Origin of the sequence: Sphingomonas sp. CCH15-F11, from assembly GCF_001557005.1 — a bacterium.
Lineage (GTDB): Bacteria > Pseudomonadota > Alphaproteobacteria > Sphingomonadales > Sphingomonadaceae > Sphingomonas.
Window position 1 is genome coordinate 1 of sequence record NZ_LSKG01000100.1, and the last position, 23,843, is coordinate 23,843.

General features: G+C 66.7%; 20 protein-coding genes. 15 read left to right on the forward strand and 5 right to left on the reverse strand.

Features of this window, described 5'->3' with window-relative positions; genetic code table 11:
- Positions 1-30: 30 nt before the first annotated feature.
- Genes AX709_RS09050 through AX709_RS09070 form a run of 5 tightly spaced genes read left to right on the forward strand, consistent with a single transcriptional unit; the run spans position 31 to position 5,516 of the window.
- Positions 31-387: a glycoside hydrolase family 16 protein gene (locus tag AX709_RS09050; protein ID WP_066548988.1), complete on the forward strand. Its 357-nt coding sequence runs from the start codon at positions 31-33 to the stop codon at positions 385-387.
- Between the two features lie 21 nt (positions 388-408).
- On the forward strand, positions 409-1,620 hold the full coding sequence (locus tag AX709_RS09055; protein WP_197418961.1) for an acyltransferase family protein: 1,212 nt from the start codon (positions 409-411) through the stop codon (positions 1,618-1,620).
- Between the two features lies 1 nt (position 1,621).
- Positions 1,622-2,914 (forward strand): O-antigen ligase family protein, encoded by a 1,293-nt coding sequence (locus tag AX709_RS09060; RefSeq protein ID WP_066548992.1) that lies wholly within the window; start codon positions 1,622-1,624, stop codon positions 2,912-2,914.
- A 58-nt stretch (positions 2,915-2,972) separates the two neighbouring features.
- Positions 2,973-3,812, forward strand: coding sequence for an aldo/keto reductase (locus AX709_RS09065; protein ID WP_066548994.1), 840 nt, complete (start codon positions 2,973-2,975; stop codon positions 3,810-3,812).
- Positions 3,813-3,836: 24 nt separating this feature from the next.
- A complete protein-coding gene (locus AX709_RS09070; RefSeq protein WP_066548996.1) occupies positions 3,837-5,516 on the forward strand; it encodes an FAD-dependent oxidoreductase in 1,680 nt (559 codons plus the stop codon).
- A gap of 37 nt (positions 5,517-5,553) precedes the next feature.
- On the opposite strand, the gene AX709_RS09075 is transcribed toward AX709_RS09070, so the two are convergent.
- On the reverse strand, positions 5,554-6,684 hold the full coding sequence (locus AX709_RS09075) for a glycosyltransferase (protein WP_066548998.1): 1,131 nt from the start codon (positions 6,682-6,684) through the stop codon (positions 5,554-5,556).
- A 314-nt stretch (positions 6,685-6,998) separates the two neighbouring features.
- On the opposite strand from AX709_RS09075, the gene AX709_RS09080 reads away from it, so the two are divergent.
- The 6 genes from AX709_RS09080 (at position 6,999) to AX709_RS18230 (ending at position 13,095) form a co-directional block, all read left to right on the forward strand.
- Positions 6,999-7,577, forward strand: a complete 579-nt coding sequence (locus AX709_RS09080) for a transglutaminase-like cysteine peptidase (RefSeq protein ID WP_066549000.1) — start codon at positions 6,999-7,001, stop codon at positions 7,575-7,577.
- Positions 7,578-7,663: 86 nt separating this feature from the next.
- Complete coding sequence (locus tag AX709_RS09085) at positions 7,664-8,212, forward strand: polysaccharide biosynthesis/export family protein (RefSeq protein WP_231726019.1); 549 nt, start codon at positions 7,664-7,666, stop codon at positions 8,210-8,212.
- Between the two features lie 90 nt (positions 8,213-8,302).
- The gene (locus AX709_RS18915; protein ID WP_066480327.1) at positions 8,303-8,725 is read left to right on the forward strand and encodes a hypothetical protein; all 423 of its coding nucleotides are present in this window, start codon (positions 8,303-8,305) and stop codon (positions 8,723-8,725) included.
- 52 nt (positions 8,726-8,777) lie between these two features.
- Positions 8,778-10,106: an outer membrane beta-barrel protein gene (locus tag AX709_RS09095; protein ID WP_197418962.1), complete on the forward strand. Its 1,329-nt coding sequence runs from the start codon at positions 8,778-8,780 to the stop codon at positions 10,104-10,106.
- A 41-nt stretch (positions 10,107-10,147) separates the two neighbouring features.
- Complete coding sequence (locus AX709_RS09100) at positions 10,148-12,295, forward strand: GumC family protein (RefSeq protein WP_066549004.1); 2,148 nt, start codon at positions 10,148-10,150, stop codon at positions 12,293-12,295.
- A gap of 68 nt (positions 12,296-12,363) precedes the next feature.
- Positions 12,364-13,095 (forward strand): hypothetical protein, encoded by a 732-nt coding sequence (locus AX709_RS18230; RefSeq protein ID WP_082731717.1) that lies wholly within the window; start codon positions 12,364-12,366, stop codon positions 13,093-13,095.
- Here the strand turns inward: AX709_RS18230 and AX709_RS09105 are convergent.
- The gene (locus AX709_RS09105) at positions 13,001-14,395 is read right to left on the reverse strand and encodes an O-antigen ligase family protein (protein ID WP_082731718.1); all 1,395 of its coding nucleotides are present in this window, start codon (positions 14,393-14,395) and stop codon (positions 13,001-13,003) included. The two genes, AX709_RS18230 and AX709_RS09105, sit on opposite strands and share 95 nt — an antisense overlap.
- Before the next feature lie 345 nt (positions 14,396-14,740).
- On the opposite strand from AX709_RS09105, the gene AX709_RS09110 reads away from it, so the two are divergent.
- Positions 14,741-15,895, forward strand: a complete 1,155-nt coding sequence (locus AX709_RS09110) for a glycosyltransferase (protein WP_066549008.1) — start codon at positions 14,741-14,743, stop codon at positions 15,893-15,895.
- Between the two features lie 18 nt (positions 15,896-15,913).
- On the opposite strand, the gene AX709_RS09115 is transcribed toward AX709_RS09110, so the two are convergent.
- Positions 15,914-16,387: a hypothetical protein gene (locus tag AX709_RS09115; RefSeq protein WP_156454231.1), complete on the reverse strand. Its 474-nt coding sequence runs from the start codon at positions 16,385-16,387 to the stop codon at positions 15,914-15,916.
- Positions 16,388-16,674: 287 nt separating this feature from the next.
- Between AX709_RS09115 and AX709_RS09120 the strand changes: the two genes are divergently transcribed.
- Positions 16,675-17,976 (forward strand): UDP-glucose dehydrogenase family protein, encoded by a 1,302-nt coding sequence (locus AX709_RS09120; RefSeq protein WP_066549010.1) that lies wholly within the window; start codon positions 16,675-16,677, stop codon positions 17,974-17,976.
- Entirely contained in the window at positions 17,973-18,959 is a 987-nt protein-coding gene (locus AX709_RS09125; RefSeq protein ID WP_066549011.1) for an NAD-dependent epimerase/dehydratase family protein, read from the forward strand. Before AX709_RS09120 ends, AX709_RS09125 begins: the two co-directional genes overlap by 4 nt.
- Positions 18,960-19,392: 433 nt before the next feature.
- Here the strand turns inward: AX709_RS09125 and AX709_RS09130 are convergent, their stop codons facing one another.
- Together AX709_RS09130 and AX709_RS09135 are read right to left on the reverse strand one after the other, a co-directional pair.
- On the reverse strand, positions 19,393-20,559 hold the full coding sequence (locus AX709_RS09130) for a saccharopine dehydrogenase family protein (protein ID WP_066549012.1): 1,167 nt from the start codon (positions 20,557-20,559) through the stop codon (positions 19,393-19,395).
- A gap of 10 nt (positions 20,560-20,569) precedes the next feature.
- Positions 20,570-22,438 (reverse strand): ABC transporter transmembrane domain-containing protein, encoded by a 1,869-nt coding sequence (locus AX709_RS09135; RefSeq protein WP_082730929.1) that lies wholly within the window; start codon positions 22,436-22,438, stop codon positions 20,570-20,572.
- A 166-nt stretch (positions 22,439-22,604) separates the two neighbouring features.
- On the opposite strand from AX709_RS09135, the gene AX709_RS09140 reads away from it, so the two are divergent.
- On the forward strand, positions 22,605-23,837 hold the full coding sequence (locus AX709_RS09140; protein WP_066549014.1) for a polyhydroxyalkanoate depolymerase: 1,233 nt from the start codon (positions 22,605-22,607) through the stop codon (positions 23,835-23,837).
- The last annotated feature ends 6 nt before the right edge of the window (positions 23,838-23,843 follow it).

A 23,843-nucleotide genomic window follows, 5' to 3' on the forward strand; every position in this document is an offset into this window, starting at 1 on the left:
CCCGCACTCCGCTAATTTACGCCGCGACCTGTGCCAAATGTTCTGACGACGGACATCGGCAAGAACAACGAAATCTATGCGACGGTCCACCGCGATGTCGGGGGCAAGAAGGTTGCCGACGGGGCGCGTATCGACACCGCGCCTGTTGATCAGCCGCACGATTACGGCGTGCTCGTCACCCCGACACAGATCGTCTGGTACGTCGATTCGCGCGAGGTGCGCCGCACCGCCAACACCGATTTTCATCGCCCCGCTTATATGCTGCTCAATCTGGCGATCGGCGGCGACTGGCCCGGCGCGCCCGATGCCCGCACCCGGTTTCCGGCGCGGATGAAGATCGATTGGGTTCGTGCCTATGCGCTGCGCGACGCCGGAGCGGCGCGGTGATGCACGCGGGGGAGGGGCCTGGTGGCCAGTGATGCAGCAGGGTTGCCGCGCGCCGTCCGTTTCGACGAAATCGAAGGGTTGCGCGCGTGGCTGGCCTTTGCGGTCGTCGGCTGGCACGTCGTCCAGTATACCGGGCTCAACGCCCGCTTTGCCCTGCTCGCGTCCAGCGGTGGCGTCGCGCATCTGGCGGTCGAGCTGTTCATCATCGTCAGCGGGTTCGTCGTAACCCATCTGCTCGCGATGCGGCGCGAACCCTATTCGGGCTATCTGGTCCGGCGCGCCTTTCGGCTGTTTCCGCTTTATCTGGCGTTGGTGCTGCCGGGGATAGCGACGACCGCACTCGGCGCGCAGGCGGTGATGGCGGTGCCATGGGCCGATGACCCCGGCTTCGCCTATCGCGATACGCTGGTCGCCACCTATCAGAGCCAGCAGGATGCGTTCCCGGTCCATCTCCTCCTCCACCTGCTGCTGTTCCAGGGGATCGTGCCCGATTCGGTGCTGCCCTATTCCTCGGCGGTCATGCTCGGCCCGGCGTGGAGCCTCAGCCTCGAATGGCAATTCTATCTGATCGCGCCGGTGGTGATCGGCTGGCTGGCCGACCGGCGTCGCGCGGCGATCATGGTCGCGCTGCTGTTGGGCGCGGTCGTCGTCGAGCAGGTGGGCCTGTTGGGCGACTACCGCCTGATGAGCGTCTTCCCGGCCGCCGCGCATCTCTTCCTCGCCGGGATCGCCAGCCGGCTGTTGTTCGAGCGCGCCGTCCGGATCCGCTTTTCGCCGGTTGCCGCCGCCCTCGTCGGCGTAGCCTTGGCCGCGGCGGTGCCGGCACTCGCGGCTATCGGGCTGTGGGTCGCCTTCTATGCATTTCTGGCTGGCCGTGGTGCGGTCGAGCGGACCACCGCCGTCGATCGCGCGGCGGCGCGCATCTGGTCGGCGATGTTCGGATCGGCGGCGGCGCGCTGGGTCGGCGCGCGCTCCTATGGCATCTATCTGGCGCATTGGCCGGTGCTCCAGGTCACGTTGTTCCTGCTGCGGGACACGATCAGCGCCGATACCGCGCTGGCTGCGCTGACCCTTGCGGCGATCGTCGTTCCGGCCTCGCTGGCGTTGGCTGCGATCCTGCACATCGCCCTCGAACGGCCGATGATCCGGCTGGGCGCGCAGATCGCCGGACGCCGGGCGCGACAGGGCATGGTGCCGGCAACCGCAGGTCGCGATGCCGGAAAGGCGGGTTGACGTGCGCCGCCGTGTCGCCATCGATCCGCGGCAGAGCGTCGCGCGCGGGGCCGGCATAGCCCTCGGCCTGCTGCTCGGCCTCTTCGTTCTCGTCGATCTTCTGTTCCGGCCGTCGTTCGTCGCGGTAAATCCGGGTTCGGAAGCGTCGACGCATGAAGTGCCGGTGCTGGTGTCCGTCCTTCATTTCGCGATCAACCTGCTGCTGATCGTCCCGCCGGCACTGGCGGCGTTCATGGCCCGTCGACAGCTTGAGGCCCGGCGTCTCGCGCCATTCGCCCTGCTCGCCTTCGGGCTGGCGGCCGCGGTGATCGCAAGCCTGCTGGCCAACCCCGACCCGCGCGCCATCGCCTATGCGCTGATCCTGATGCTCACGCTGCTGGCGGGCGCACTCTTCGCCGCGCTCCCGCATGGCCGCACCATCGGCTTCAACAGCTTCATGGCGACCGTCGCGCTCAGCTGCGCGGCGTGCCTCGTCATGGCGGTCGCGTTCAATGAATATAGCTGGGGCCGGCTCGCGTCGCGGGCGGGGCCGACCTATTGGGGCATGGTGGCGATCATCGCGGTGGCATGCAGCGCGGCGGTGCGCCAGATGTGGCTGCGCGTCGCGATTATCGCCGTGGCGGTGCTGACGATGGTGCTGGCGTCGGCGCGCGGCGCGATGGTCGCCAGCATCGTCGCGATTGGGGTGATGGTCCTGATCGCCTTTGCACGCGCGCCCGAGCGCCGGCGCGGATGGTATCTGGTTGCCATGGTCGGGCTGGTACTGCTCGTCCCGCTGGTCGCGGACCAGTTCGCGGATATTCTCCTCAAGCTCAACGATCCGCGACGCGGCATCGGATCCGGGGCGACCGGCCGCGCACTCGCATGGAGCGAGGCATGGGCGCTGTTCGCCAACGATCCGCTGCTCGGCATCGGCTATCGCCAGCACGAACGCTACATCACTGCGGCAACCTCGGCGCATCAGGCGTATCTGGCGGTGCTGGCCGAAATCGGCATCATCGGCTTCGTCTTCTATGTGCTGCTCGTCATCGGGGGGGCCGTGCGCCTGACCATCGAAGCGGCGCGCACGCGCGATCTCGGCACCTCGGCGGGGGCGAGCTTTCTGTGGAGCTATGCGGTGATCGGCTTCTCCGAAAATCTCGCGCTGGCGACAGGCCTCGTCATGCCGTTGGTGATGATGTTCGTCGTCGCACGCGCATGGGCATCGGTCGCACCGGCACGGCGCGCCCCGCGCGGTACCGCGAGCGCGAGCGCGAGCACGCGTGCAAGACCCGCGGCCAACCACGGCGGATAGAGGCTTGCGCTCGCTCTTGCTGCAGCGCAATAGGAACGCGGTGACCAGGAGCCCGATCATGCCCGTCGAACGCGATATCCGGACACCGTCGCAGATCGGGCTGGGTTGCGCGCGGGTCGGATCGTTCAACAATCCGCAGACCCTGGCCGAAAGCCGTGCGCTGATCGCCCATGCGCTCGAGCTTGGCGTGACGGTGCTCGATACCTCGAACATCTATGGCCAGGGTGACAGCGAGCAGCAGATCGGCAAGGCGATCCGCGGACGCCGCGCGCGCGCGTTCGTCGTGACCAAGGCAGGGCGGGGCTTCTCGCCGCGCATGAAATTGCTCCGCCCGTTGAAGCCGGTGCTGCGTCCGCTTCTGGCGATGCGGCGCGGGTCGACCGGAGCGACCGCCGGCACCGGCGCGGTGACCGCGCGACGCGAGGGCGAATTGCGCATGGACTGGAGCCCCGCGGCGATCCGCGAGAGCCTGCACGGCTCGCTGCGCCGCTTGGGCATCGAACAGGTCGACGGGTTCTTGCTGCACAGCCCGCCGGCATCGGTCGCGGGCGACGCGGCGCTCGGATCGACGCTCGCCGCGCTCAAGGCGGAGGGCAAGGTCGCGCATTTCGGCGTGTCGTGCGACGATATCACATGCCTGCGGGCCGCATTAACCCTGCCAGGCCTGTCGCTGCTTCAGCTGCCATGGGATGTCGTGGCCGCCATCCGCGACACGGACGAAGGCGCCGCGATCCGCGATCGGGGGATACAGGTGATGGCGCGCGAGGTAATTCGGCTTCAGCCCGACGTCGCGCCGCTCGATGCGGTGCGCCATGCCATCGCCGAGCCGCTCGTCACGACGGCGCTGGTCGGCACGACATCACCAAAGCATTTGGCGGCGATCGCCGCGCTCGCCTGAATCACATCCGGGAGGCGACACGTCTTGATTACCGATATTCGTAGCGCCGGGCTGCCCGACAGCATCGAATGCGACGTCGCCATCGTCGGCGCGGGGGCGGCGGGCATCGTTCTCGCGCTTGAACTCGCCAGGGCCGGACGCGACGTCATCGTTCTGGAAGCGGGCGGCGACAAGTTCGATCCGCTGAGCCAGGCCTTTTATCATGCCGAAGCGATCGCGCCGGACACGCATGGGCCGGTGCACATGTTCCGGCGGCGCGTGCTGGGCGGCTCGACTTCGGTGTGGGGCGGGCGGTGCATTCCGTTCGATCCGATCGATTTCGAGACGCGGCCGTGGATGCCCTATGCCAAATGGCCGATCGGCTATGACGATGTCGCGAAATATTATCCGCGCGCGACCGAATACACGCATTCGGGCCCGGCAATCTTCGATGCCGGCGCGGCGTTGCCGGGCGAACCTGCACCAATGGTCGGCGGGGTCGACTCGCCCGATGTCGTACTCGATCGAATCGAGCGGTTCAGCCACCCGACGCATTTCGGCGTCGAATATCGCGCGATGCTGGAACGCGACCCGCATATCCGGCTGTTCCTGCACGCGCCGGTCGAACGGATCCTGACCCGCGATGTCGGCGCGACCGCGGCGGGCGTGCGCGTCCATGCCGGCGGGGACCGTCGGATCGACGTCATGGCACCGTGCGTCATCCTGGCGACGGGCGGCCTGGAAATTCCGCGCCTGCTGCTTGCTTCGGATCAGGACCGGCCAAAGGGGCTCGGCAATGAACACGATCTGGTCGGCCGCTTCTATCAGGGTCATATCGAGGGCGAGTTCGGTACGATCGCCTTTACCAAGCCCACCCGCTCGGTCCGGCTGGACTATCAGCAGTCGCCCGAGGGCATCTACTGCCGTCGCTACATCTGGCTGTCCCCCGATGCGCAGCGGCAGCACCAGCTCGCCGGTATCGTGTTGCGGCCTGCGCATCCCAACATCGTCGATCCGGGGCATCGCCATCCGGTCCTGTCGGCAATGTATCTGGTCAAGAACTACATCGTCCCCGAATATGCGCGAAAGCTGACTGCGCTCGAATATCAGGAAGCGATGGGGCTCAGCGGCTCACACCTCGGCTTCTGGGCCGCGCACGCGCGCAACATGGTGCTCGGTGCGCCCAAGCTGATGATGTTTTCCCAGATGTGGACGCGCAAGCGCATCCTGTCGAAACGCAAGCTGCCGTCGGTGGTTCTGCGCGATCCGCGCGAAGTCTATCCGGTCGACCTCAACGCGGAGCAGGAGCCGAATCCCGACAGCCGGATCACGCTCGGCGATGCGCGCGACGACAACGGGATGCGCCGCATCCGGATCGACTGGCGCACGACCGAGGGCGACCATCGCCGGCTCGCGGCGGGGCTGAGGGTAATGGCCGCCGCGTTCGCGGACAGCCACACCGCCAGGCTCAACTTCTCCGATCGCGACTATGCGGCGGCGGCGGCGCGACTGGTGCCCATCGGCGGCCATCACATCGGCACCGCACGCATGGCGGAAACGCCGCAAACGGGCGTGTGCGACGCGAATTGCGAGCTGTTCGAGACGCGCGGCGTGTACATCGCCGGGGCGGCGGCGTTCAGCACGTCGGGCTTCGCGAACCCGACGCTGACCCTGATCGCACTGGCGCTGCGCCTCGCCGATCATCTCAAGGCGCAGCCGCGCTAGCGGCCGGCCGGGCGGCACCCGTGCAAATGGTCGCCGGTCAGTCCCGCGACTTGGCCGGCGCCCAGGTCTGGTAGGTCAGGCCGCGCAGCGAATCGACGATCCCGTAGAATGTCGCGACGATCGACTTCAGCACTTCGGTCAGCGTGACGAACGGCTGCAGCTTCACTTCGCCGAGCGCGATGGCGATCCCGCCCAGCAGCGCGAACAGGCCGATCAGCGCCCATTGGCCCGCCAGCGCCAGCGCCAGGCCGCCGAACGTAACGAAGATCGTCAGCCACAACAGGCCGAACCAGCGCAACAGCTTGTGCGCGACATATTTGTAGACGTCGGCAACGCCGAACCGCGCGCTGATCATCGGCCACAAATAGCGGTGGGTGTTGAAGGCGCGGCAGGCGATCCGGCGCTTGCGGCGGAATTCGTCCGACGACGACGTCGCGTTGCGCTCATAGGCGATGACATCCGCGGCCTGCACCAGCCGCTTGCCGTTCAACGGCACTGCCATCGACACCGTCATGTCGTCCAGCAGGTGGGGCGGCACTTCGGGATACAGGTTGCGACGGGTCGCGAAGATCGATCCGTCCGCGCCCATCAGCGATCCGCAGCGGGATTCGAGCCGCTTCAGCCACTCTTCCAGCCGCCAGTAGAGGCCGCCGACCCTTGCCGTCGCGCTCGCATCCTCGTTGGTGTAATGGAGCGTGCCGGCGACGCCGCCGACTTCGGGATCGGCGAAATAGGTCGCCAGCGCCGGGATCGCGTCGGGCTCGAGGATCACGTTCGCATCGGTGAAGATGCAGATGTCGCCGCGCGCGACGGCGGCCATTCGCGCCATGCCGACCGCCTTTCCAGTCCGCTTTTCCGCCGCGATCAGCGAGATGATGTCGCTCGCTTCCTCGATGAGCTCGCGCGTGCGGTCGGTGCTCAGGTCGCAATAGGCGATGATCTCGATCTGGGGGTGGCGCTGCTTGATCTCACGCAGATTGGCGATTTTCGCGGGAAGCGCGCGCTCCTCGTTATACGCTGCGAACACCAGGGTCGCCGAGAGCGGCTGGGTCGAGTTCATGCGCCGCACCGGCCGCTCCGCGAAGAGATAGAGGGTCAGCGGGTAGAAAATGTAGGGATAGAGGAACAGCAGCAGCGCGGCGAAGGCAGTCAGCGCAAAAACCGTCATTCCCGAACCCCGTCGAACATTGTCCACATTTTCGTCAGCGGCTGCACGGCCGCCATCGAGATCCACGCAGGCGTGCGCACCGCCGACGAGGATAGGGATTTATTGCTGCACCTGCGAGCAAAAACGTCGGTCATCTGGCACGACCCCGCATTTTGTCCGACACACTCGCCCCCCGTCTTGTCCAAGTTCCTGTCGAGTTTCCGGAAAATGGCTCGGGCGCGACATCGAAGCTTGATTGCGCCTTAACCACATCCTCCAACTCGACGCTAAATTCGCACTGTTAGCCCGTCATCACCCTTGCGGTGGAGACTGGTATGCGCGTGACGATCCGAGTGGCGACGGCGCTGGCAGCAGTGTTTGCGGGCAGCATCGCACACGCCGCAGAACGCGGTCACATGGCGAGCGGCGACGCGGTCGCCGCGCCGACGGGCTATGCCGAAATGTGCGCGCGCGCGCCGGCGCGCTGCCGTACGGCGTCGTCCGCAGACACGAGATCCGCCCCCATCGATGCAGATCAGATGCGGCTGGTGCGCCGGATCAACCGCCAGGTCAATCGACGCGTCGTGGCGCAAGCGGACGTCGGCGAGCGGTGGCAGTCGGCGCTGAACGAAGGCGGCGGGATCGGCGATTGCGAGGATTTTGCGATCGACAAGCGCAACCAGCTGCTGCGCGCAGGGGTGCGCGCCGACCAGATGTTCTTTGCGACCGCCTACATCCCGAGCGTCGGTCTTCACGCCGTCCTCGTTGTGCGAACGCACAAGGGCGACATGGTGCTCGACAACCGCAGCGACTGGGTCCGTCTGTGGTCGAAAACCGGCTATGTCTGGCTCGCACGACAATCGCTGAATGATCCGCTGACTTGGTTCATCGTGACACAGCCCCGACGCGCCTGACTTGCACAAATTTGCGTTCTGCAGCATAGCCTGCCCGGTTTCACGAGTTCCGGGATCATGCTGTGAGTGTATTGAGATGGATTGCCGTGTTCGCGCTTGCACTCACGGGTTGTGCAGCGCAGCAGGCATACGCCCCCGGTAGCGCGGACGTCGCCGCGCAGCCCGAGGTGCGTCCGTCCGAATATGTCCTGCGGCCGGCGGACAAGGTGCGGATCACCGTATTCAACGAACCGACGCTGAGCGGCGAGTTCGTCGTCGATCAGGCCGGGACGCTCGCGTTGCCGCTGATCGGCGTCGTCAATGCGCGTGGCGTGTCGGTCGCCGATCTCGACAAGACGATCGAGGCGCGGCTGAGCGAGGGTTATCTGCGCGATCCGAATGTGTCGGTCGAAGTGCTCACTTACCGGCCCTTCTACATCCTGGGCGAAGTCAATCGGGCGGGCGAATATCCGTTTACGGACCGCATCACGGTGCTTCAGGCCATCGCCACGGCGCAGGGCTTCACCTATCGCGCCGATCGCAAGCGGGTGTTCATCAAGCGCGCGGGCCAGGACAATGAAGAGGTGGTTCCGCTGACCTCGACGCTGATGGTCGGCCCGGGCGACACGATCCGGGTGGGCGAACGCTATTTCTAGTAATGGACCGCCGCCGCTTCGCGGTGGTCCCGGCGTGCAGGAAGTGAACGACGGCGCCCGCCTGCGGGCGATCAACACAGGGGGCTTGGGATGTTCAGCGCACGCACTTCACGATTCGGCTTACGGTCTGCGGGCGTCGCAGCCGCTTTCCTGACCTTCGCCGCGCTGCCCGTGCAGGCGGGCGAGCAGGCCGCCGGCGACGCGAGGCAGGAACTGGTCGAGGAGATCCTGGTGCTCGCGCGGTCGCTGCCGGTCGACACGCCTGCGCGCGTGTTCGAGGCGCGCTTTGCGCAGGTGGTCGATGCGCGGCGCGACCAGTGCGACCTCGTCCTGGGGGCGTTGCTCGACGCACGCGGGCGCGTCCAGGTGCCTGCGGCCAGCGCGGCGCTGCGTGATCTCTACTCGGTTCTTCGCGGGTGCAGCGTGGGGACCGGGGCGACGGCAACCGGTTCGTCGGGGCTCGCGCCCATTCCGTCGTTCAGCGTTGGCGGCGGCAGCGATTATCGCGATTGAGTGGCGGCGCCTGCGTCCGTCGATGCTCTGTCCCAGAATTTATGAGGAAGCCGTGAGCGCGAACACCAAATATCTGCTGTCGGCCGGCGCGGCGCTCGTCGCCATCGTGTCAGGGAACAGCGCGCTTGCCCAGTCGCAGGCGCGAACGGAGAACGAGATTTTCGGTCCGTTCCTGGGCACGAACATCCCCTTTCAGGTCAATCGCGGCCGCAACGAGGGCGTGCTCGATCGGGCACGCCCCGAATATCAGCCGATCGGCCTGCCGGTCAGTACGCTGACCCTCTATCCGTCGCTGACCACGGGCATCGGGGTGTCCGACAATATCGACGGGGCGACCGTCGATCGGCAGAGCAGCGTGTTCTTCGCGATCGACCCGACCGTGCGCGTCGAAAGCAACTGGAACCGCCACACGATCACGGTCAACGCGGGCGGTGCCTTTCGTTTCTTTACCGAGCGGTCGGCACGGGATGAGGAAAATCTCTTCCTGAACGCTGATGCGCGTTACGATCTGGGGGGGGACAGCAACGCCGTCACCTCGTTCCGGGTCCGCCGCGGATATGAGGCGCAGTTTTCGGGTACCTTCCCCGCCGACTCGGTACGACCGATCGAATATGTGACCGCCACCGCGCTTGCCCGCGGCGTGTATCAGGCGAACCGGTTCCGGTTCACCGTGGCGGCGGACGCGACCAGTTTCGACTTCAAGGATGTCGAGGGCGCGCGCAACACGATCATCGATCAGGACTTCCGGGACCGGAACGTCTATCGCGGCAGCGGTCGCGTCGAATACGCCTTCAATCCCGATGCAGCCGCCTTCGTCCAGGCCTCCTATGGCACGACGTCGTATCAGCGGCCGATCATCGGCTTTGCCGACAATCGTGACGGCGACAGTTTCGAAGTGCTGGCGGGGACCACGTTCGACCTGGCGGCGCTGGTGCGCGCGACGGTCGGCTTCGGCTATATCGAGCGGTCGTTCGATTCCCCGCGGTTCAGGGATTTCTCCGGCTTCGCCTATGACGTCCGGCTGGAATATTTCCTGTCCCCGCTCACCACGATCACCGCCGTGGCCAATCGGACGGTGCAGGATTCGATCGTGGCGCAATCCAGCGGCTTCTTTGCCAACACCTTCCGGCTGCGCGCGGACCATGAGCTGCTGCGCAACGCCCTGCTGTTCGGGCAGGTGAATTACCAGATCAACGATTTCGTCGCGCTCGACCGCACCGACAATCTGCTCGAGGCGAGCGCGGGCGGGCGCTATCTCGTCAACCGCAAGCTCAGCCTGGGCGCAAGCGTGTCCTATCTCGACCGCGACAGCACCGGCACGGCGATCGGACAGCGGTTTAACGAGTATCGCGGCGTTGTTTCGGCCACGGTGCATTATTGATCGGCAGCAGGCCCCCCGGCGTATTGAGGGATGAAGGACGTATGAATCGAGTCGATGCGACATTTGCCGAATCGGGTGAGATGGTGGATTCGGGAACGGATGGCGCAAGCCTGGGAATTCGGCAGCTTTTCGACATTCTGGTCCGCCGCTGGCTGCTGATCGCCGGGATCACCGTCGTCGTGCTGGCGGCCGCGATTGCCGGAACCTTCTTCGTCACGCCGCAGTTCGACGCCACCGGGCGGATGCGGATCGACCCGACCGAGCGGTTGATCACCGGCGAGAACGAACAGCGCAGCAATTCGCCCCAGGCCGACCAGTCGCGGCTGGACACCGAAGTCCAGATCATTCGCTCGCGCGGCGTCGCCGAGCAGGTGGTGCGCAACCTCAACCTGGCCAACAACGAGGATTTCGTCGATCGCGCCACCTATGCGCGCGGACCCGAAGCCGTCGTCGAGGAAGCGATCACCAGCCTGCGCAACCGCGTCGACGTGTCGCGCGAGGACACGAACTACATCGTCAACGTGACCACCCGGCTGTCCGACCCGGAACTGGCGGCGGCGGTCACCAACGAGCTGATGCAGCAGTATATCGACACCAGCGTGCGCCGGCGGACCGGGGCGGCCGCACAGCAATCGCGTTTCCTGGACGATCGGCTCAACACGCTGGCAAGCGAGCTCCGTCAGCTCGAAGCCCAGATCGCCAGCTATCGTGGCCGCTCCGGCATCGTCGAGGGCGGGTTGGCCGGCACGGTCACCGATCAGCAGATCGCGCCCTTGTCGACTCAGCTGGCCCAGGCCGAAGCGCAGGCGGCGGCGGCGCGTGCCAATCTTGCGGCCGCGCGCGAACAGACGGATCGCGGCGCGATCGGCGCGGTGTCGAGCGTGCTCAGTTCGAACGTCATCGCCGATCTCCAGCGTCAACGCGCCGAGGCATTGCGCGAAAAGGCGGAGATCGACGCCCGCTACGGCGATCGCCATCCGGAATCGATCCGGGTAACCCAGCAATTGACCTCGATCGACCAGTCGCTGCGCGAGGAAGCGCGTCGCATCGTCGCCGGACTCGAATCGACAGCGCGGTCGGCCGAGGCGAGCGCGGCGAGCCTGCGCAACCAGCTTGCCCAGCTGCGCGGCCAGCAGGCGGCGGACAATCGCGCGAGCGTGACCGCGGAGTCGCTGGAGCGCGAGGCAAAGGCGAAGCAGGCACTGTATGAACAGTTGTCGCTGACCGCGCAGCGCACCGGCGAAGAGCAGCGAAATCGCGAATCTTCCGCCGTCATCATCGAACAGGCCGTTCCGCCCCTGGAACCCAGCGTACCGAACAAGCCGTTGTTCGCGGTCCTGGGTGCGATCATGGGGATCATCCTCGGCCTGGCGGCGGCGCTGGTCGTCGAGTTCATGACGTCGGTGATCCGCACGGCGGACGATATCGAATATCATCTGCGCATCCCGTTCATCACCTCGGTGCCCTATCTGAACCGGCGCGCCTTGCGCGGGGCCCCCGACGCGGTCGGCTATGTGGTCGACAATCCGATGTCGAGCTTTGCCGAAGCGATGCGCGCGATCCGCAACTCGCTGATGCTCGACGCGCGCGAGCCGCGCGTCATCGCGGTGCTGTCGTCGCTGCCCGGCGAGGGCAAGACCACGACGTCGGTCGGGCTCGGCCGAATCATGGCGATCAGTGGGGACAGCGTCATCCTGGTCGATTGCGACGAACGGCGCGGCGGGCTGAAGGGCATCGGCGTCGAGGGTGGCCATGGCGGGGTCGGCGCAGTGTTGCGCGGCGAAGCGCGCGCCGCCGACGAGATCATCCAGGACGACCGTACCGGCATGCACATCCTGCCGATGCGCACCGCGCCTTCGGGGACGGTGGATCTGTTCAGCGGTGCCGCGATGCGCAAGTTGATCGACGAGCTCCGCACGCGATACCGCTTCGTCATCCTGGATAATGCGCCCACGTTGGCGGTCGCGGATTCGCGGATCGTCGCCGCGCTCGCCGACACCTCGATCTTCGTGATCAAGGCGGAGCAGACCGCCGTTCACGCCGCCCGCGCGGCATTGGGCCTGCTGCGGCAGGACGGGAGCGACGTGATGGGCGCGGTGCTGTCGATGGCGTCGGTCGGGCGCCGCCGCCTGGGCAAGCGTGATCCATCCTATTACTACCACCGGTATCGCGAATATCGCGATGACTGATGCGAGGGCGCGGCGCGCGCCGTCGTGATGCGACCGAGGGAGACGCATCGGTGAGGGGAGCGTCGCCGTTGAGCGTGCCCGACGAAGCGGGTGCCGCGACCATGTCTGCGTCTCGGGCTGCGATTTTCCTGCGCTATGCGATGATCGGCATCCTGTTCCTGTGCCTGGGCGTCGCGGCCTTCGCCGTCATGCGGCAGGTCGAGCTCGATCGCTTTCGCGAAGCCAGCGGCATGGCAGCGGTGGCAGCGGTGCCCGACGACCGCCGCCGGGCAGCCGCCGCGCTGGCGGGATGCGGGGGGGCACAACCGGCCGAGATCATGCTCGCTTGCGCGACCGGGTATGCGGCGCTCGCCGCCAAGGCGGGGGAGCCGCGGGCGCGTGCGCAGGCGCTGGCGACTGGTCGCGCCTCGGTCCAGATCTTGTTGCGCGACGCGCCTCGCCGTGCCGATTTGTGGGTGCTGGCCGCCTACTTTGCGGCGCTGTCGGACCGGCGGCGCGAAGCCGTGTCCGACCTTTGCCAAAGCTATCGCCACGCCCCATTCCTGCGCGCGCAGGCGGAATGGCGGCTGTGGTTCGGCGCGCACGCATGGCCGACGCTGTCGAGGTCCTGCCGCGCCGCGCTCGTCGACGAAGCTTTGTGGTATCAGGAACTGGGCTATGAACGGCGCATGGCGACGCAGGCCGCGCTGGCGGGCACGCCGCCCTTCATCCTCGTGGCGCTGAGGGCACCAGGACGGGGTGGCGCCGGGCTTGCGGTGCGGGATGACGCATCGACTGGCCGATCGCCAGCCCGGCCATAGCTGCCGCCAGGGCCGCGACCGCGGGTACGTCGAGCGCAATGTCGATCAGCGAACATGCGATGATCCCGCCGCTGGCAAGCAGCATCCCGACGGCGGCGCCGCCGGGCGGACGGTGCCGCCACGTGCGGGCGACCATGGTCGCGGCGGTCGCGATGCTGACGGTCAGCAAGCCGACGAATGGCCAGCCATATTGAATCGCGGCGCTGATCGGCGATGAGTGCGCGGCACCGAAATTCCAGAACAGGCGCGCGGTGACCGGGTCGAGATGCGCGGCGTTGAGCGCGTCGAACGCACCATAGCCATAGCCGAACCATGGCGAGCCGGCGGTCAGGGCACCAAAGTGACGGATCGCCTCGACCCGGAGCCTCAGGTCGTCGCCCGTCATCGCGATTTTCGCGAACGATGGTCCCGTGACGATCAGGGCCGCGAACATGATGGCGACAAGAGCTGCGACGGTGCCCATCAGCGGCCAGCGCAGACGGTGGGTGCGCGCGCCGAGCTTGCGCACGATCAGGATTGCGACGCCGACGGCCAGCATCGCTGCGGCGGCGCGCGACTGCGTCATCGCCGTCAGCAGCGCGGCGAGCAGCAAAGCGGCGCCGTTGAACGCCAGCGCCGGCAAGGGCGGGTCGATCCAATATCGCTCGGCCGCATGCTGGATGTTGGCGATCAGGCGACCGGCGGCGAGGATGCCGATCGCGGCGAGCACGCTTCCCGCGGCGTTCGGATTGAGCAGCGTTGCCGAAAATCGACCGGCTTGCAGGCCTTTGTCGACGCCCCAAACATGTCCGGGTTCCGTCAGGTGCAGCCCCAGCGCCAGCACCATCCACGCCGCGCCGACAACCAGGAACGCGCGGCAGAGCGGGTCGAGCGAGCGGCTGCATCCGCCCACAATCAACCCGGTCGTCGCGGCACCCATCGCGCCCGCGAGCAGCACCAGCCCGACCAGTGCCGGCCGGACGCCGAGCGACAGCCCGCCGACACCCTGGTTGGCGACGCTGGCGATCGCCGCCCAGGCGAAGGCGGCGATTGCCGGCACGATGACCGCCGATGCCGGTTGCCACCAGCCCGGCGGGGGTTTGAGCCAGATCAGCGCAACCAGCGCGACGATCATGTTGGCCGTCGCCGCCTGGAGCCCGAGCATCTCGGTATTTGCGCCGAGGGCCGTGAGCTGGAGGAACAGGGCGACGATCAACGCCGCGCCGGTCAGCACGTCCGCACCCGGCCGGCGCACGTTGCTCGCGCCGTCACCGCGGTCATGCGTTGGAATGCGCGCACGCACCATGCGCGAACGTCGCATTTCAACTGTCCCGAATCGAGCGCATGATCCGTCTATCGCCCGCGCCGTGCGGCAAGTCACGCGCTACACGTCGCCACTTGCTTCTCGATTTGGGATGGTGTCCGGGTAAAGCTCCGTTTTGGTCTAAAGCGATGCATCCATCCGGACAAAGCGTGCGTAAATTTGTGGTAGGGTCGATGGCAAATCGATCGTCTTGGGGGTAAGGCGTTGTCGCCTGATCAGGTTAGTGAGTAGCATGACGATGAGCGGCGGCAGGGCGGGCCGGAATGTCGTATCGGCAACGGTCCGTGCTTCGGCCGGATCGACGGCGTCCCGCGCGATCAGCGAAAGGCGAAACCGGCCTTGATGAGCTTGATCGCACTCGGGGTCGTGCTGCTCGGCTTCGCGCTCCACCCCTTCGTGACCTATCCGCTGTCGCTCCTGGTCCTCCGCCCTCGATCGCGGCGTGCCGCGCCGCGACAACCGGCCGCCACGCGGCCGTCGGTCGCCATCTGCATGTCGGTGTACAACGAGCAGGACGTGGTCGTCGAAAAGGTGCGGCGCCTGATCGAACAGGCCGAGGCCTATGGCCCAGCGACGATCCATGTGTATGCGGATGGCTGCACCGACGACACGGTCGAGCTGCTCGCGCCCTTTACCGATCGCGTGAACCTGATCGCGTCCGCCACGCGGTCGGGCAAGACAGCAGGGATGGGGGCACTGCTGGCGGCGAGCGACAGCGAACTCGTCATGTTCACCGACGCCAATGTCCGTGCCCCCGTTTCGGCGCTCATCGACCTTGTCGAGCCGCTCCGCGACCCGACGGTCGGCTGCGTCACCGCGCGGCTGGTCTACAGCAACGAAGGGGAGACCGCGACGAGCGCGCTCGGCGCGCGCTACTGGCAGCTCGAGGAGTGGATCAAGCGCCTGGAGGACGAAGCCTATGGCCTGATCGGGGTCGACGGCGCGATGTTCGTCATCCGGCGGGAAAATTATCACCTGCCCCCGCCCAACCTGATCGACGACCTCTTTGTCTCGCTCAAGGTCCTCATCGACGGCAAGCGCGTGACGCGCGTGCCCCAGGTGACGATCACCGAGCGCAGCGCGACTGCGTCGGTCGAGGAACATCGGCGCAAGGCACGGATTGCGTGCCAGGGGATGAACGTGCACCGCGCGCTGTGGCCGGCGCTCCGCCAGATGCATCCGGTGCTGGTGTACGGCTATCTTTCGCACCGCCTGATCAAATGGCTGATGCCGTTCTTCCTGCTGGGTGCCGTCCTCTGCTTCGCGGCGGCGCTGGCGATCTATACCAGCCTGATGGCGGTCGCGGCCGGGCTGATCGGCCTTGCGCTTGTGTTGCTGATCGGAAATCTGGTGCGTGTCCGCATCGCGGAATTCGCGTGGAGCAGCATCGCCAGCCTTGCCGGCGTGGCGCGCGGGGTCGTGCAATCGCTGCTGATGCGCCAGACCTATACGGTATGGGAACCCGCCGCTTCAGTCCGCCAGCGGATCAACGACTGATCGGCGGGGTCGTCGGGTTCAGAACAGCCCGCGGACGGTCGCGATGATCGCGCCCCACAGCAGCACCGAACCACCGGCAATGACGCCGATCCGCGCGGCGCCGGGCCAACGGTCTTCGTGAACATGCACGTCGCCCGCATTGGCGACCATGATCTGGGCCTGGAGCGCGTGGACGGGGGACTGCCGGAACGCAGTGTCGAGGTCGGTCGGCGACAGGGGGTGGAGAAACTCGACCCCGATTGCGCCGGGCACGATCCGTACGACCCTGGCCTGTGCGACACCGACGCCGGGCAATCCGATCGTGACCTGGCTGTTCGGCTGGACCGCGAACTCGCCGGCAATCTTGCACCCGAGCCTGGAAAGATCCTCGACCATTACATTCTGCGGTGCGCCGTGCTGATCGCGAAACGTCGACGGACGATCGACGGGTTGGCGATCGTCGGCGCGGCGGCCGTCGGACGGTGCGACGTTCTGGGCGGCGCTGGTCAACATGCTCATTACTCCAACAGCGGCCCTCGCCATAGGGTGGCAAGTCTTGAGAAAGGGTGAAGCATCGCGGCGCGCCCGACGCTGGCGGCGCCCGAGCATGGCGGTGCGAGCGCATTCGGCAGCGACGATCGGCGGGCCGACACGACCAACCGGCCTTGTCATCCGACGAGTATGCCCGCGGCGTCGGACGATCCGGGTTGTAATTGCGATCAATATTTCGCAGGGGTGCGGCGCGTTGCTGCTGTGCAGCAAAAGCTGGGCGGACTTCGCGGCACAAGGGAGCTCTGAGAATGCGGATTGCAATGATCGGGACCGGCTATGTCGGGCTGGTATCGGGGGCCTGCTTTTCGGACTTCGGTCACGACGTCGTTTGCGTCGACAAGGACGAGAGCAAGATCGCCGCGCTGCACCAGGGCAGGATGCCGATCTACGAACCCGGGCTCGACGCGCTCGTCGCCAGCAACGTCGCCGGCGACCGGCTGCACTTCACGACCGACCTCGCCGAAGGCGTTGCCGGCGCGGACGCGGTGTTCATCGCGGTCGGCACCCCGTCACGGCGCGGGGACGGTCATGCCGACCTGAGCTATGTCCACGCCGCCGCGGCGGAAATCGCGCGCGCGATCACCGGCTTTACGGTCATCGTCACCAAATCGACCGTGCCGGTCGGCACCGGGGATGAGGTCGAACGAATCATCCGCGAAGCCAACCCCGACGCCGAGTTCGCGGTCGTGTCCAACCCCGAATTTCTGCGGGAAGGCGCGGCGATCGACGATTTCAAGCGGCCCGACCGCATCGTCATTGGCGGGCATGACGAACGCGGGATGCAGGTGATGCGCGACATCTACCGCCCGCTCAGCCTCAACCGCGCGCCGATCATCGAAATGTCGCGGCGCGGCGCGGAGCTGACCAAATATGCCGGCAACGCGTTTCTCGCGACCAAGATCACCTTCATCAACGAAATCGCCGATCTGTGTGAAAAGGTCGGCGCCGACGTTCAGGAGGTCGCCCGCGGCATCGGGCTCGACAACCGCATCGGCGGCAAATTTCTCCACGCCGGGCCGGGCTATGGCGGATCCTGCTTCCCCAAGGATACGCTGGCGCTGCTCAAGACCAGCCAGGATTACGATGCCCCGCAGCGCATTGTCGAGGCGGTGGTCATGGTCAACGACAACCGCAAGCGCGCGATGGGGCGCAAGGTGATCGCCGCGATGAACGGCGATGTCCGCGGCAAGACCGTCGCCATTCTCGGGCTGACGTTCAAACCCAACACCGACGACATGCGCGACAGCCCGGCAATCGCGGTGATCCAGACGCTGCAGGACGCGGGCGCGACGATCCGCGCCTATGATCCCGAGGGGATGGAACAGGCGCGCGCGGTTCTGGACGACGTCGTCTATTGCGCCAACGCCTATGAGGCCATCGACGGTGCCGACGCGCTCGCGATCGTGACCGAATGGGATGCCTTCCGCGCGCTCGACCTCAACCGCGTCAAGTCGCTGCTGAGCCAGCCGATCCTGGTCGACCTGCGCAACATCTATCCGCGCGCGATGGTCGAGGAGGCGGGCTTCACCTATCACGCGGTCGGTCGGTGACCGACCAGGCGGGTCCCGTCCTGGTGACGGGCGCGGCCGGATTCATCGGCCATGCGGTCGCGCACCGGCTGCTCGATCGCGGCGAGCGCGTGATCGGCGTCGATATCCTCAACGACTATTACGACCCGGCGCTGAAGGCGGCGCGGTTGGCCAATCTGACGGCGCGCGAGGGGTTCGCGTTTCATCGGCTCGACATTGCCGAGGCGGAGGCGATCGCGGCGCTGGTCGGCGACCATGGCGTCGTCCGGGTCGTCCATCTCGCCGCGCAGGCGGGGGTCCGCTACAGCATCGACAATCCGTTCGCCTATCAACGATCCAACCTTGCCGGCCATCTCGCCATCCTCGAGGCGTGTCGGCATGCGCCGGGCTTCGTCCACCTGGTCTACGCGTCGTCCAGCTCGGTCTATGGCGATCGTCCGCTCGAGGGTCAGGGGTTCAGCGAAACAGACGCGGCGGTCGATCCGGTATCGCTCTACGCCGCGACCAAGCGGGCGGGCGAACTGATGAGCCAGGCCTATGCCGCGCTTTACGGTTTTCCCCAGACGGGGCTGCGCTTCTTTACCGTTTATGGCCCGTGGGGCCGGCCGGACATGGCCTATTTCTCGTTCACGCGCCGCATTCTGGCGGGCGAGCCGATCGAGGTGTTCGGCGAAGGACGGATGGCGCGCGACTTCACCTATGTCGACGATATCGTCGACGGGATCGTCGGTGCGCTCGATCATCCGCCGGCCGCGGGCGGGCATCGCGTGCTCAACATCGGCGACAGCCATCCCGTCGGGCTGATGGACATGATCGCGACGCTCGAACATGCGCTCGGACGCGAAGCGATCAAGGTGATGCGGCCGATGCAGGCGGGCGACGTGACCGCCACCTATGCCGATGTCAGCCGGCTGAACGCGCTGACCGGCTATCGCCCCAGGGTCATGCTGGCCGAGGGGATCGAGCGGTTCGTCGCCTGGTACCGCGATTACTATCGGGTGTGAGCGGGGTACTCGCGCCCACATTAGGGCATGATGACCTTGCTCGGAATAAACTTCCGTCACCCCGGCCTTGTGCCGGGGCCCACGGTGCCACAGGTCACAACCGCCAGGACTGCGCGGCCCGGTAGACCCCGGCACAAGGCCGGGGTGACGAGGAAGTCATTGGAGAGCGAGTGACTCCAACGTCATCACGCTCCATCGCGTGATCCACTTTGGTTGAAGCGAATCACGCTCTTTTGTCTTTTATTTTCCTTTTTTTCCGTGTCGTCAGGTGATTCCACCTGACTTGAAAATGCTCTCGCCTACCCCCCGCCTGACTTCCGTTCGCTTCGAGCGAAGTCGAGAAGCGTTGGCCCATGCGGTGCAGCGCATCTCGACTGCGCTCGATACGAACGGCTTAAGTAAGACGCGCGCACGCAAACGTGCCGTCGCGGCCTCACCCCGCGACGAACGTCAGGCCGGCATGCGCGCGCAGCCGCTCACGCAGCGGTTCGGCCATCAGTCCGCCTGGGGTCCAGATGCCGCCCTTGCCCTCGGCCGGCACGTCGCGAACCAGGCAGATCGCACTTTCGGCGATCATCTTGCTGGTCGAACCATAGCCGGGGTCGCGGTCACCGGTGACGACGGCCTCGACACGCGCGCCGTCGGGCATCTCGCCGATGAACAGCAGGTCGTAATGGCCGCTGTCGCGCTCTTCCTTCGACGGGCCTTCGCCGGGCTTCGGTCCCTTGTCGCCGGCCATCGGATTCAGCTTCGCCAGCGCCTCGGCCGCGGCCTTGCCCATCTCGCCCAGCCCGGCGATGACCATTTCGTCATAGACGAAATCGGTGCCGTACGGGTGGCCGAGCAGCGCATTGGTGCGGTGAACATTCTTGGTATTGATCGGCGCCATGACGAACGGCGCGACCCAGCCGCCGACCGCCGCATCATATTCGGGCAACAGCCCCTTGGGCTGCGACGGCCCTTCGAAACCCGGGGTCAGCGCGAACGGATCGATCAGCAGCTTGAAGATCGACGGGTCTTTCGCGGCCGCGACCATCGTCGCCTTGGCGCTGGCAAAGGTGCCACCCGAAAACGTGCCCTTCATCGTCCGGATGCGACATTTGACGCGCGGGGCGGGCACGCCGAACTTGTCGCGCGCGGCCTCCTGAAGCGTGTAGACGCCCAGATCGAAGGGGATGGAATCGAAGCCGCAGGAGAACACGATGCGCGCGCCGCTCGCTTGCGCCGTCGCCGCATGGCGGTCGATCATGTGGCGCATCCAGGCGGGTTCGCCGCACAGGTCGACATAGGCCGTGCCCGCGGCCGCGCACGCCGCGACCAGATCGTTGCCATAGAGCTGATAGGGGCCGACGGTGGTGAGCAGCACGGTCGCGCGCGCCACCATCTGTGCCAGCGACGCGGGGTCGTCGGCATTGGCGGTGAGCAGCGGGATATCGGCGGGCGCGCCGATTTCGTCGCGGACTTCCTGCAGCTTGGTCAGCGAGCGGCCCGCCATCGCCCAGCGCAGCGACCCGTCGCCATATTCGCGCGCCAGATATTCGGCGACCAGCCGCCCGGTGAACCCGGTCGCGCCATAGACGATGATATCGAACTCGGCCATTTCCCTCTCCTCAGGCGGCTTCGTTGAATTGCAGCGCCGCCAGCCGCGCATAAAGGCCGCCTGCGGCGATCAGCTCGGCATGGCTGCCGGTCTCGACGATGCGTCCCTCGTTCATCACCACGATCCGCTGGGCGGCGCGCACCGTCGCCAGCCGATGCGCGATGACCAGCGTCGTGCGCCCGGTCATCAGCCGCTCGAGCGCATCCTGGACCAGCCGCTCGCTCTCCGCATCGAGTGCCGACGTCGCCTCGTCCAGCAGCAGCACGGGCGCGTCGCGCAACAGCGCGCGCGCGATCGCGATGCGCTGGCGCTGGCCGCCGGACAATCGCGCGCCGCCCTCGCCCAGAAAGGTGTCGAGCCCGCCCGGCAGCGCCTTCAGGAACTGCTCGGCATTGGCGGCGGCGGCGGCGGTCCACAGCTCCTCGTCGCTCGCGTCCCACCGGCCGTAGCGCAGATTGTCGCGTGCCGATGCGGCAAAGATCACCGTGTCCTGAGGCACCATCGCGATGCGGCCGCGCACCTCGGCCGGGTCGGCCAGGTGGATCGGCACGCCGTCGATGCGGATCTCGCCGCCCTCGGGATCGTAGAAGCGCTGGATCAGCTGGAACAGCGTCGACTTGCCCGCACCCGACGGGCCGACCACCGCCACCGTCTCGCCCGCGGCGATGTTCAGGCTGAACTGGTCGAGTGCCAGCACTTCGCGGCGGGTGGGATAGCGAAAGCTCACCCGGTCGAAGGTGACGGCGCCGGCGGGCGGTCGCGGCAGCGGAATCGGGTTGGCCGGTGCCCTGATCTCGGGCTCCTGCGCCAGCAGTTCCGCCAGCCGCCCCGCCGCACCCGACGCGCGCAACAGATCGCCATAGACCTCCGTCAACGCGCCGAACGACCCGGTGACCAGGCCCGCGGTGATCACAAATGCGGTGATCGCGCCGCCGCTGACCCGGCCGGCCGCGACATCGGACACCGCGTCCCACATGATCAGCGTGACCGCGCTGAACAGGATCGCGATGACCAGCGCCGTCATGATCGCGCGCGTCGCGAAACGCTGCTGCGCGGCGGCGAAACCGCGACTGACCGCGCCTTCGAAACGGTCGGCCTCGCGCCCTTCCTGGCCAAAGGCCTGGACGATCTTCATCGCGCCCAGCGTTTCGGCAGCCATCGCACCGATGTCGGCAACCCGGTCCTGGCTTGAGCGCGAGAATTTGCGCACGCGGCCGCCCAGCCAGACGATCGGCAGGACGATCACCGGAATGCCGACGATCAGGTAGAGCGCGAGCTTGGGTGCGAGCGTGAAGAGATAGATGACCCCGCCCACGCCCACCAACAGGTTGCGCAGCGCCACCGACACCGTCGTGCCGACGACCTGTTCGACGATCGCGGTGTCCGCGGTCAGGCGCGACGCGATTTCCGACGGGCGGTTCTCCTCGAACCAGCCCGGCGGCATGCGCAGCAGGTTGCGGTGTACCGCGGCGCGCATGTCGGCCACCGTCTTCTCGCCCAGCCACGACACGAAATAGAACCGCATCGCGGTCGCGCAGGCGAGCACGACGACGACCATCAACAGCCCCTGGAAATAGGGCGCGATGCTCGCCGGGTCGGAACCGGCGGCGAACCCGTTGTCGACGACCTGCTGAAAGGTGCGCGGCACCCACAATGTCGCGCCCGCCGCAATCAACAGCGCGACGATCGCCAATGTCAGTTGTACCGGATAGCGCAGGGTATAGCCCCACACGATCCGAAGGTTGCTGATCCGTCGGCCGGCTGCCGCGGCGGGGTCGCCATTGGCGCCTTCCGGACCGTTCGCCGACGCGGTGGGAAGCTGGACACCGGCGTCGGGATCGACGGCGCGCGCGGCGGGGGGCGGAACTTGATCTGCCATGGTGCCTTCCCGCCTAGCGTCATTGGCGGCGGCGGGAAACACCGTGCGCGCATTAAAACGCCAAATCATTCGGGGCAAAGACGATCATTGCGGGTTAATGCCTTTGCTCTATAGCGGTCGGGATCGTGCGCATGGGGCAGATGCGACGTGGGGAATTGGAAATCTGATGCTGTACGAAGGTTATGAACTGCAACGCTCGATGCTGGCCGGCGCAAGCGCACTCGCCAATTTCAGCGCCGGTTGGTTGCACAACCCCGCCAATCCCTTCGCTTATTTCGGCGGTGGCCCGGTGCTCGCCTCCGCGCTCGAGGTGTTCGCGCATGCTTCCGCGCCGCGCGGCAAGCCGCCCTTTGGCCTGAGTCACACGGTCGTCGACGGCCGCAGCGTCGCAGTCCACGAGGAAATCGTCCTCCAAAAACCCTTCGGTCAGCTCAAGCGGTTCGTGCGCGAAGGCGTGACCGGGGGTCCGAAATTGCTGATCGTCGCGCCGATGTCGGGGCATTATGCCACGCTGCTGCGCGGCACGGTCGAGCGGATGCTGCCGGTCGCCGACGTCTACATCACCGACTGGCGCGATGCCAAGCTGGTGTCGCTGGCCGACGGCAGCTTCGACCTCGACGACTATATCGACTATGTCATCGAATTCCTGAGCGTGATCGGGGCCGAAGGCGATCCGCGCGCGCACATGCTGGCGGTGTGCCAGCCGTCGGTGCCCTGCTATGCCGCGACCGCGATCATGGCGGCGGAGGATCATCCCCACCGCCCGCGCACCGTCACCCTGATGGGCGGGCCGATCGACACGCGCGAAGCGCCGACCGCCGTCAACACGCTGGCGACCGAGCGTCCGCACGCGTGGTTCGAGCAGAATGTGATCGCGACCGTGCCGATGACCTATCCGGGCGCGGGGCGGCGGGTCTATCCGGGCTTCCTTCAGCTCGCCGGCTTCATGACGATGAACCTGGGCAACCATCTGATCAGCCATTGGGAGATGTTCAAGCATCTGGTCGAGGGCGACGACGAGAATGCCGAGGCGACGATGGCGTTCTACGACGAATACCGGGCGGTCTGCGACATGACCGCGGAATTTTATCTCCAGACGGTGCGCGTGGTGTTTCAGGAGCACGCGCTGCCGAAGGGCGAGATGCTTCATCGCGGCAAGCGGGTCGATCCGGGCGCCATTCGCGACATCGCGCTGCTCGCGATCGAGGGTGAGCGCGATGACATTTCGGGGCTGGGCCAGACCAAGGCGGCATTGTCGCTTGCGACGTCACTGCCCGCCGCGCTCAAGCATTATCATATGGCCCCCAATGTCGGGCATTACGGCATTTTCAACGGATCGAAGTGGCGGACCCGGATCGCCCCGATCGTCGAAAAGTGGATGGCCGCGCACGCAGGCTGACGACGC

Excerpts from the sequence above, each read along its gene's own strand:
- AX709_RS09065 (WP_066548994.1), top strand. The coding sequence starts at position 2,973 with ATGCCCGTCGAACGCGATATCCGGACACCGTCGCAGATCGGGCTGGGT.
- AX709_RS09115 (WP_156454231.1), bottom strand. The coding sequence starts at position 16,387 with ATGTTGACCAGCGCCGCCCAGAACGTCGCACCGTCCGACGGCCGCCGC.
- AX709_RS09100 (WP_066549004.1), top strand. The coding sequence starts at position 10,148 with ATGAATCGAGTCGATGCGACATTTGCCGAATCGGGTGAGATGGTGGAT.
- AX709_RS09105 (WP_082731718.1), bottom strand. The coding sequence starts at position 14,395 with ATGCGACGTTCGCGCATGGTGCGTGCGCGCATTCCAACGCATGACCGC.
- AX709_RS09140 (WP_066549014.1), top strand. The coding sequence starts at position 22,605 with ATGCTGTACGAAGGTTATGAACTGCAACGCTCGATGCTGGCCGGCGCA.
- AX709_RS09080 (WP_066549000.1), top strand. The coding sequence starts at position 6,999 with ATGCGCGTGACGATCCGAGTGGCGACGGCGCTGGCAGCAGTGTTTGCG.
- AX709_RS09135 (WP_082730929.1), bottom strand. The coding sequence starts at position 22,438 with ATGGCAGATCAAGTTCCGCCCCCCGCCGCGCGCGCCGTCGATCCCGAC.
- AX709_RS09130 (WP_066549012.1), bottom strand. The coding sequence starts at position 20,559 with ATGGCCGAGTTCGATATCATCGTCTATGGCGCGACCGGGTTCACCGGG.
- AX709_RS09120 (WP_066549010.1), top strand. The coding sequence starts at position 16,675 with ATGCGGATTGCAATGATCGGGACCGGCTATGTCGGGCTGGTATCGGGG.
- AX709_RS09075 (WP_066548998.1), bottom strand. The coding sequence starts at position 6,684 with ATGACGGTTTTTGCGCTGACTGCCTTCGCCGCGCTGCTGCTGTTCCTC.
- AX709_RS09110 (WP_066549008.1), top strand. The coding sequence starts at position 14,741 with ATGAGCTTGATCGCACTCGGGGTCGTGCTGCTCGGCTTCGCGCTCCAC.
- AX709_RS18915 (WP_066480327.1), top strand. The coding sequence starts at position 8,303 with ATGTTCAGCGCACGCACTTCACGATTCGGCTTACGGTCTGCGGGCGTC.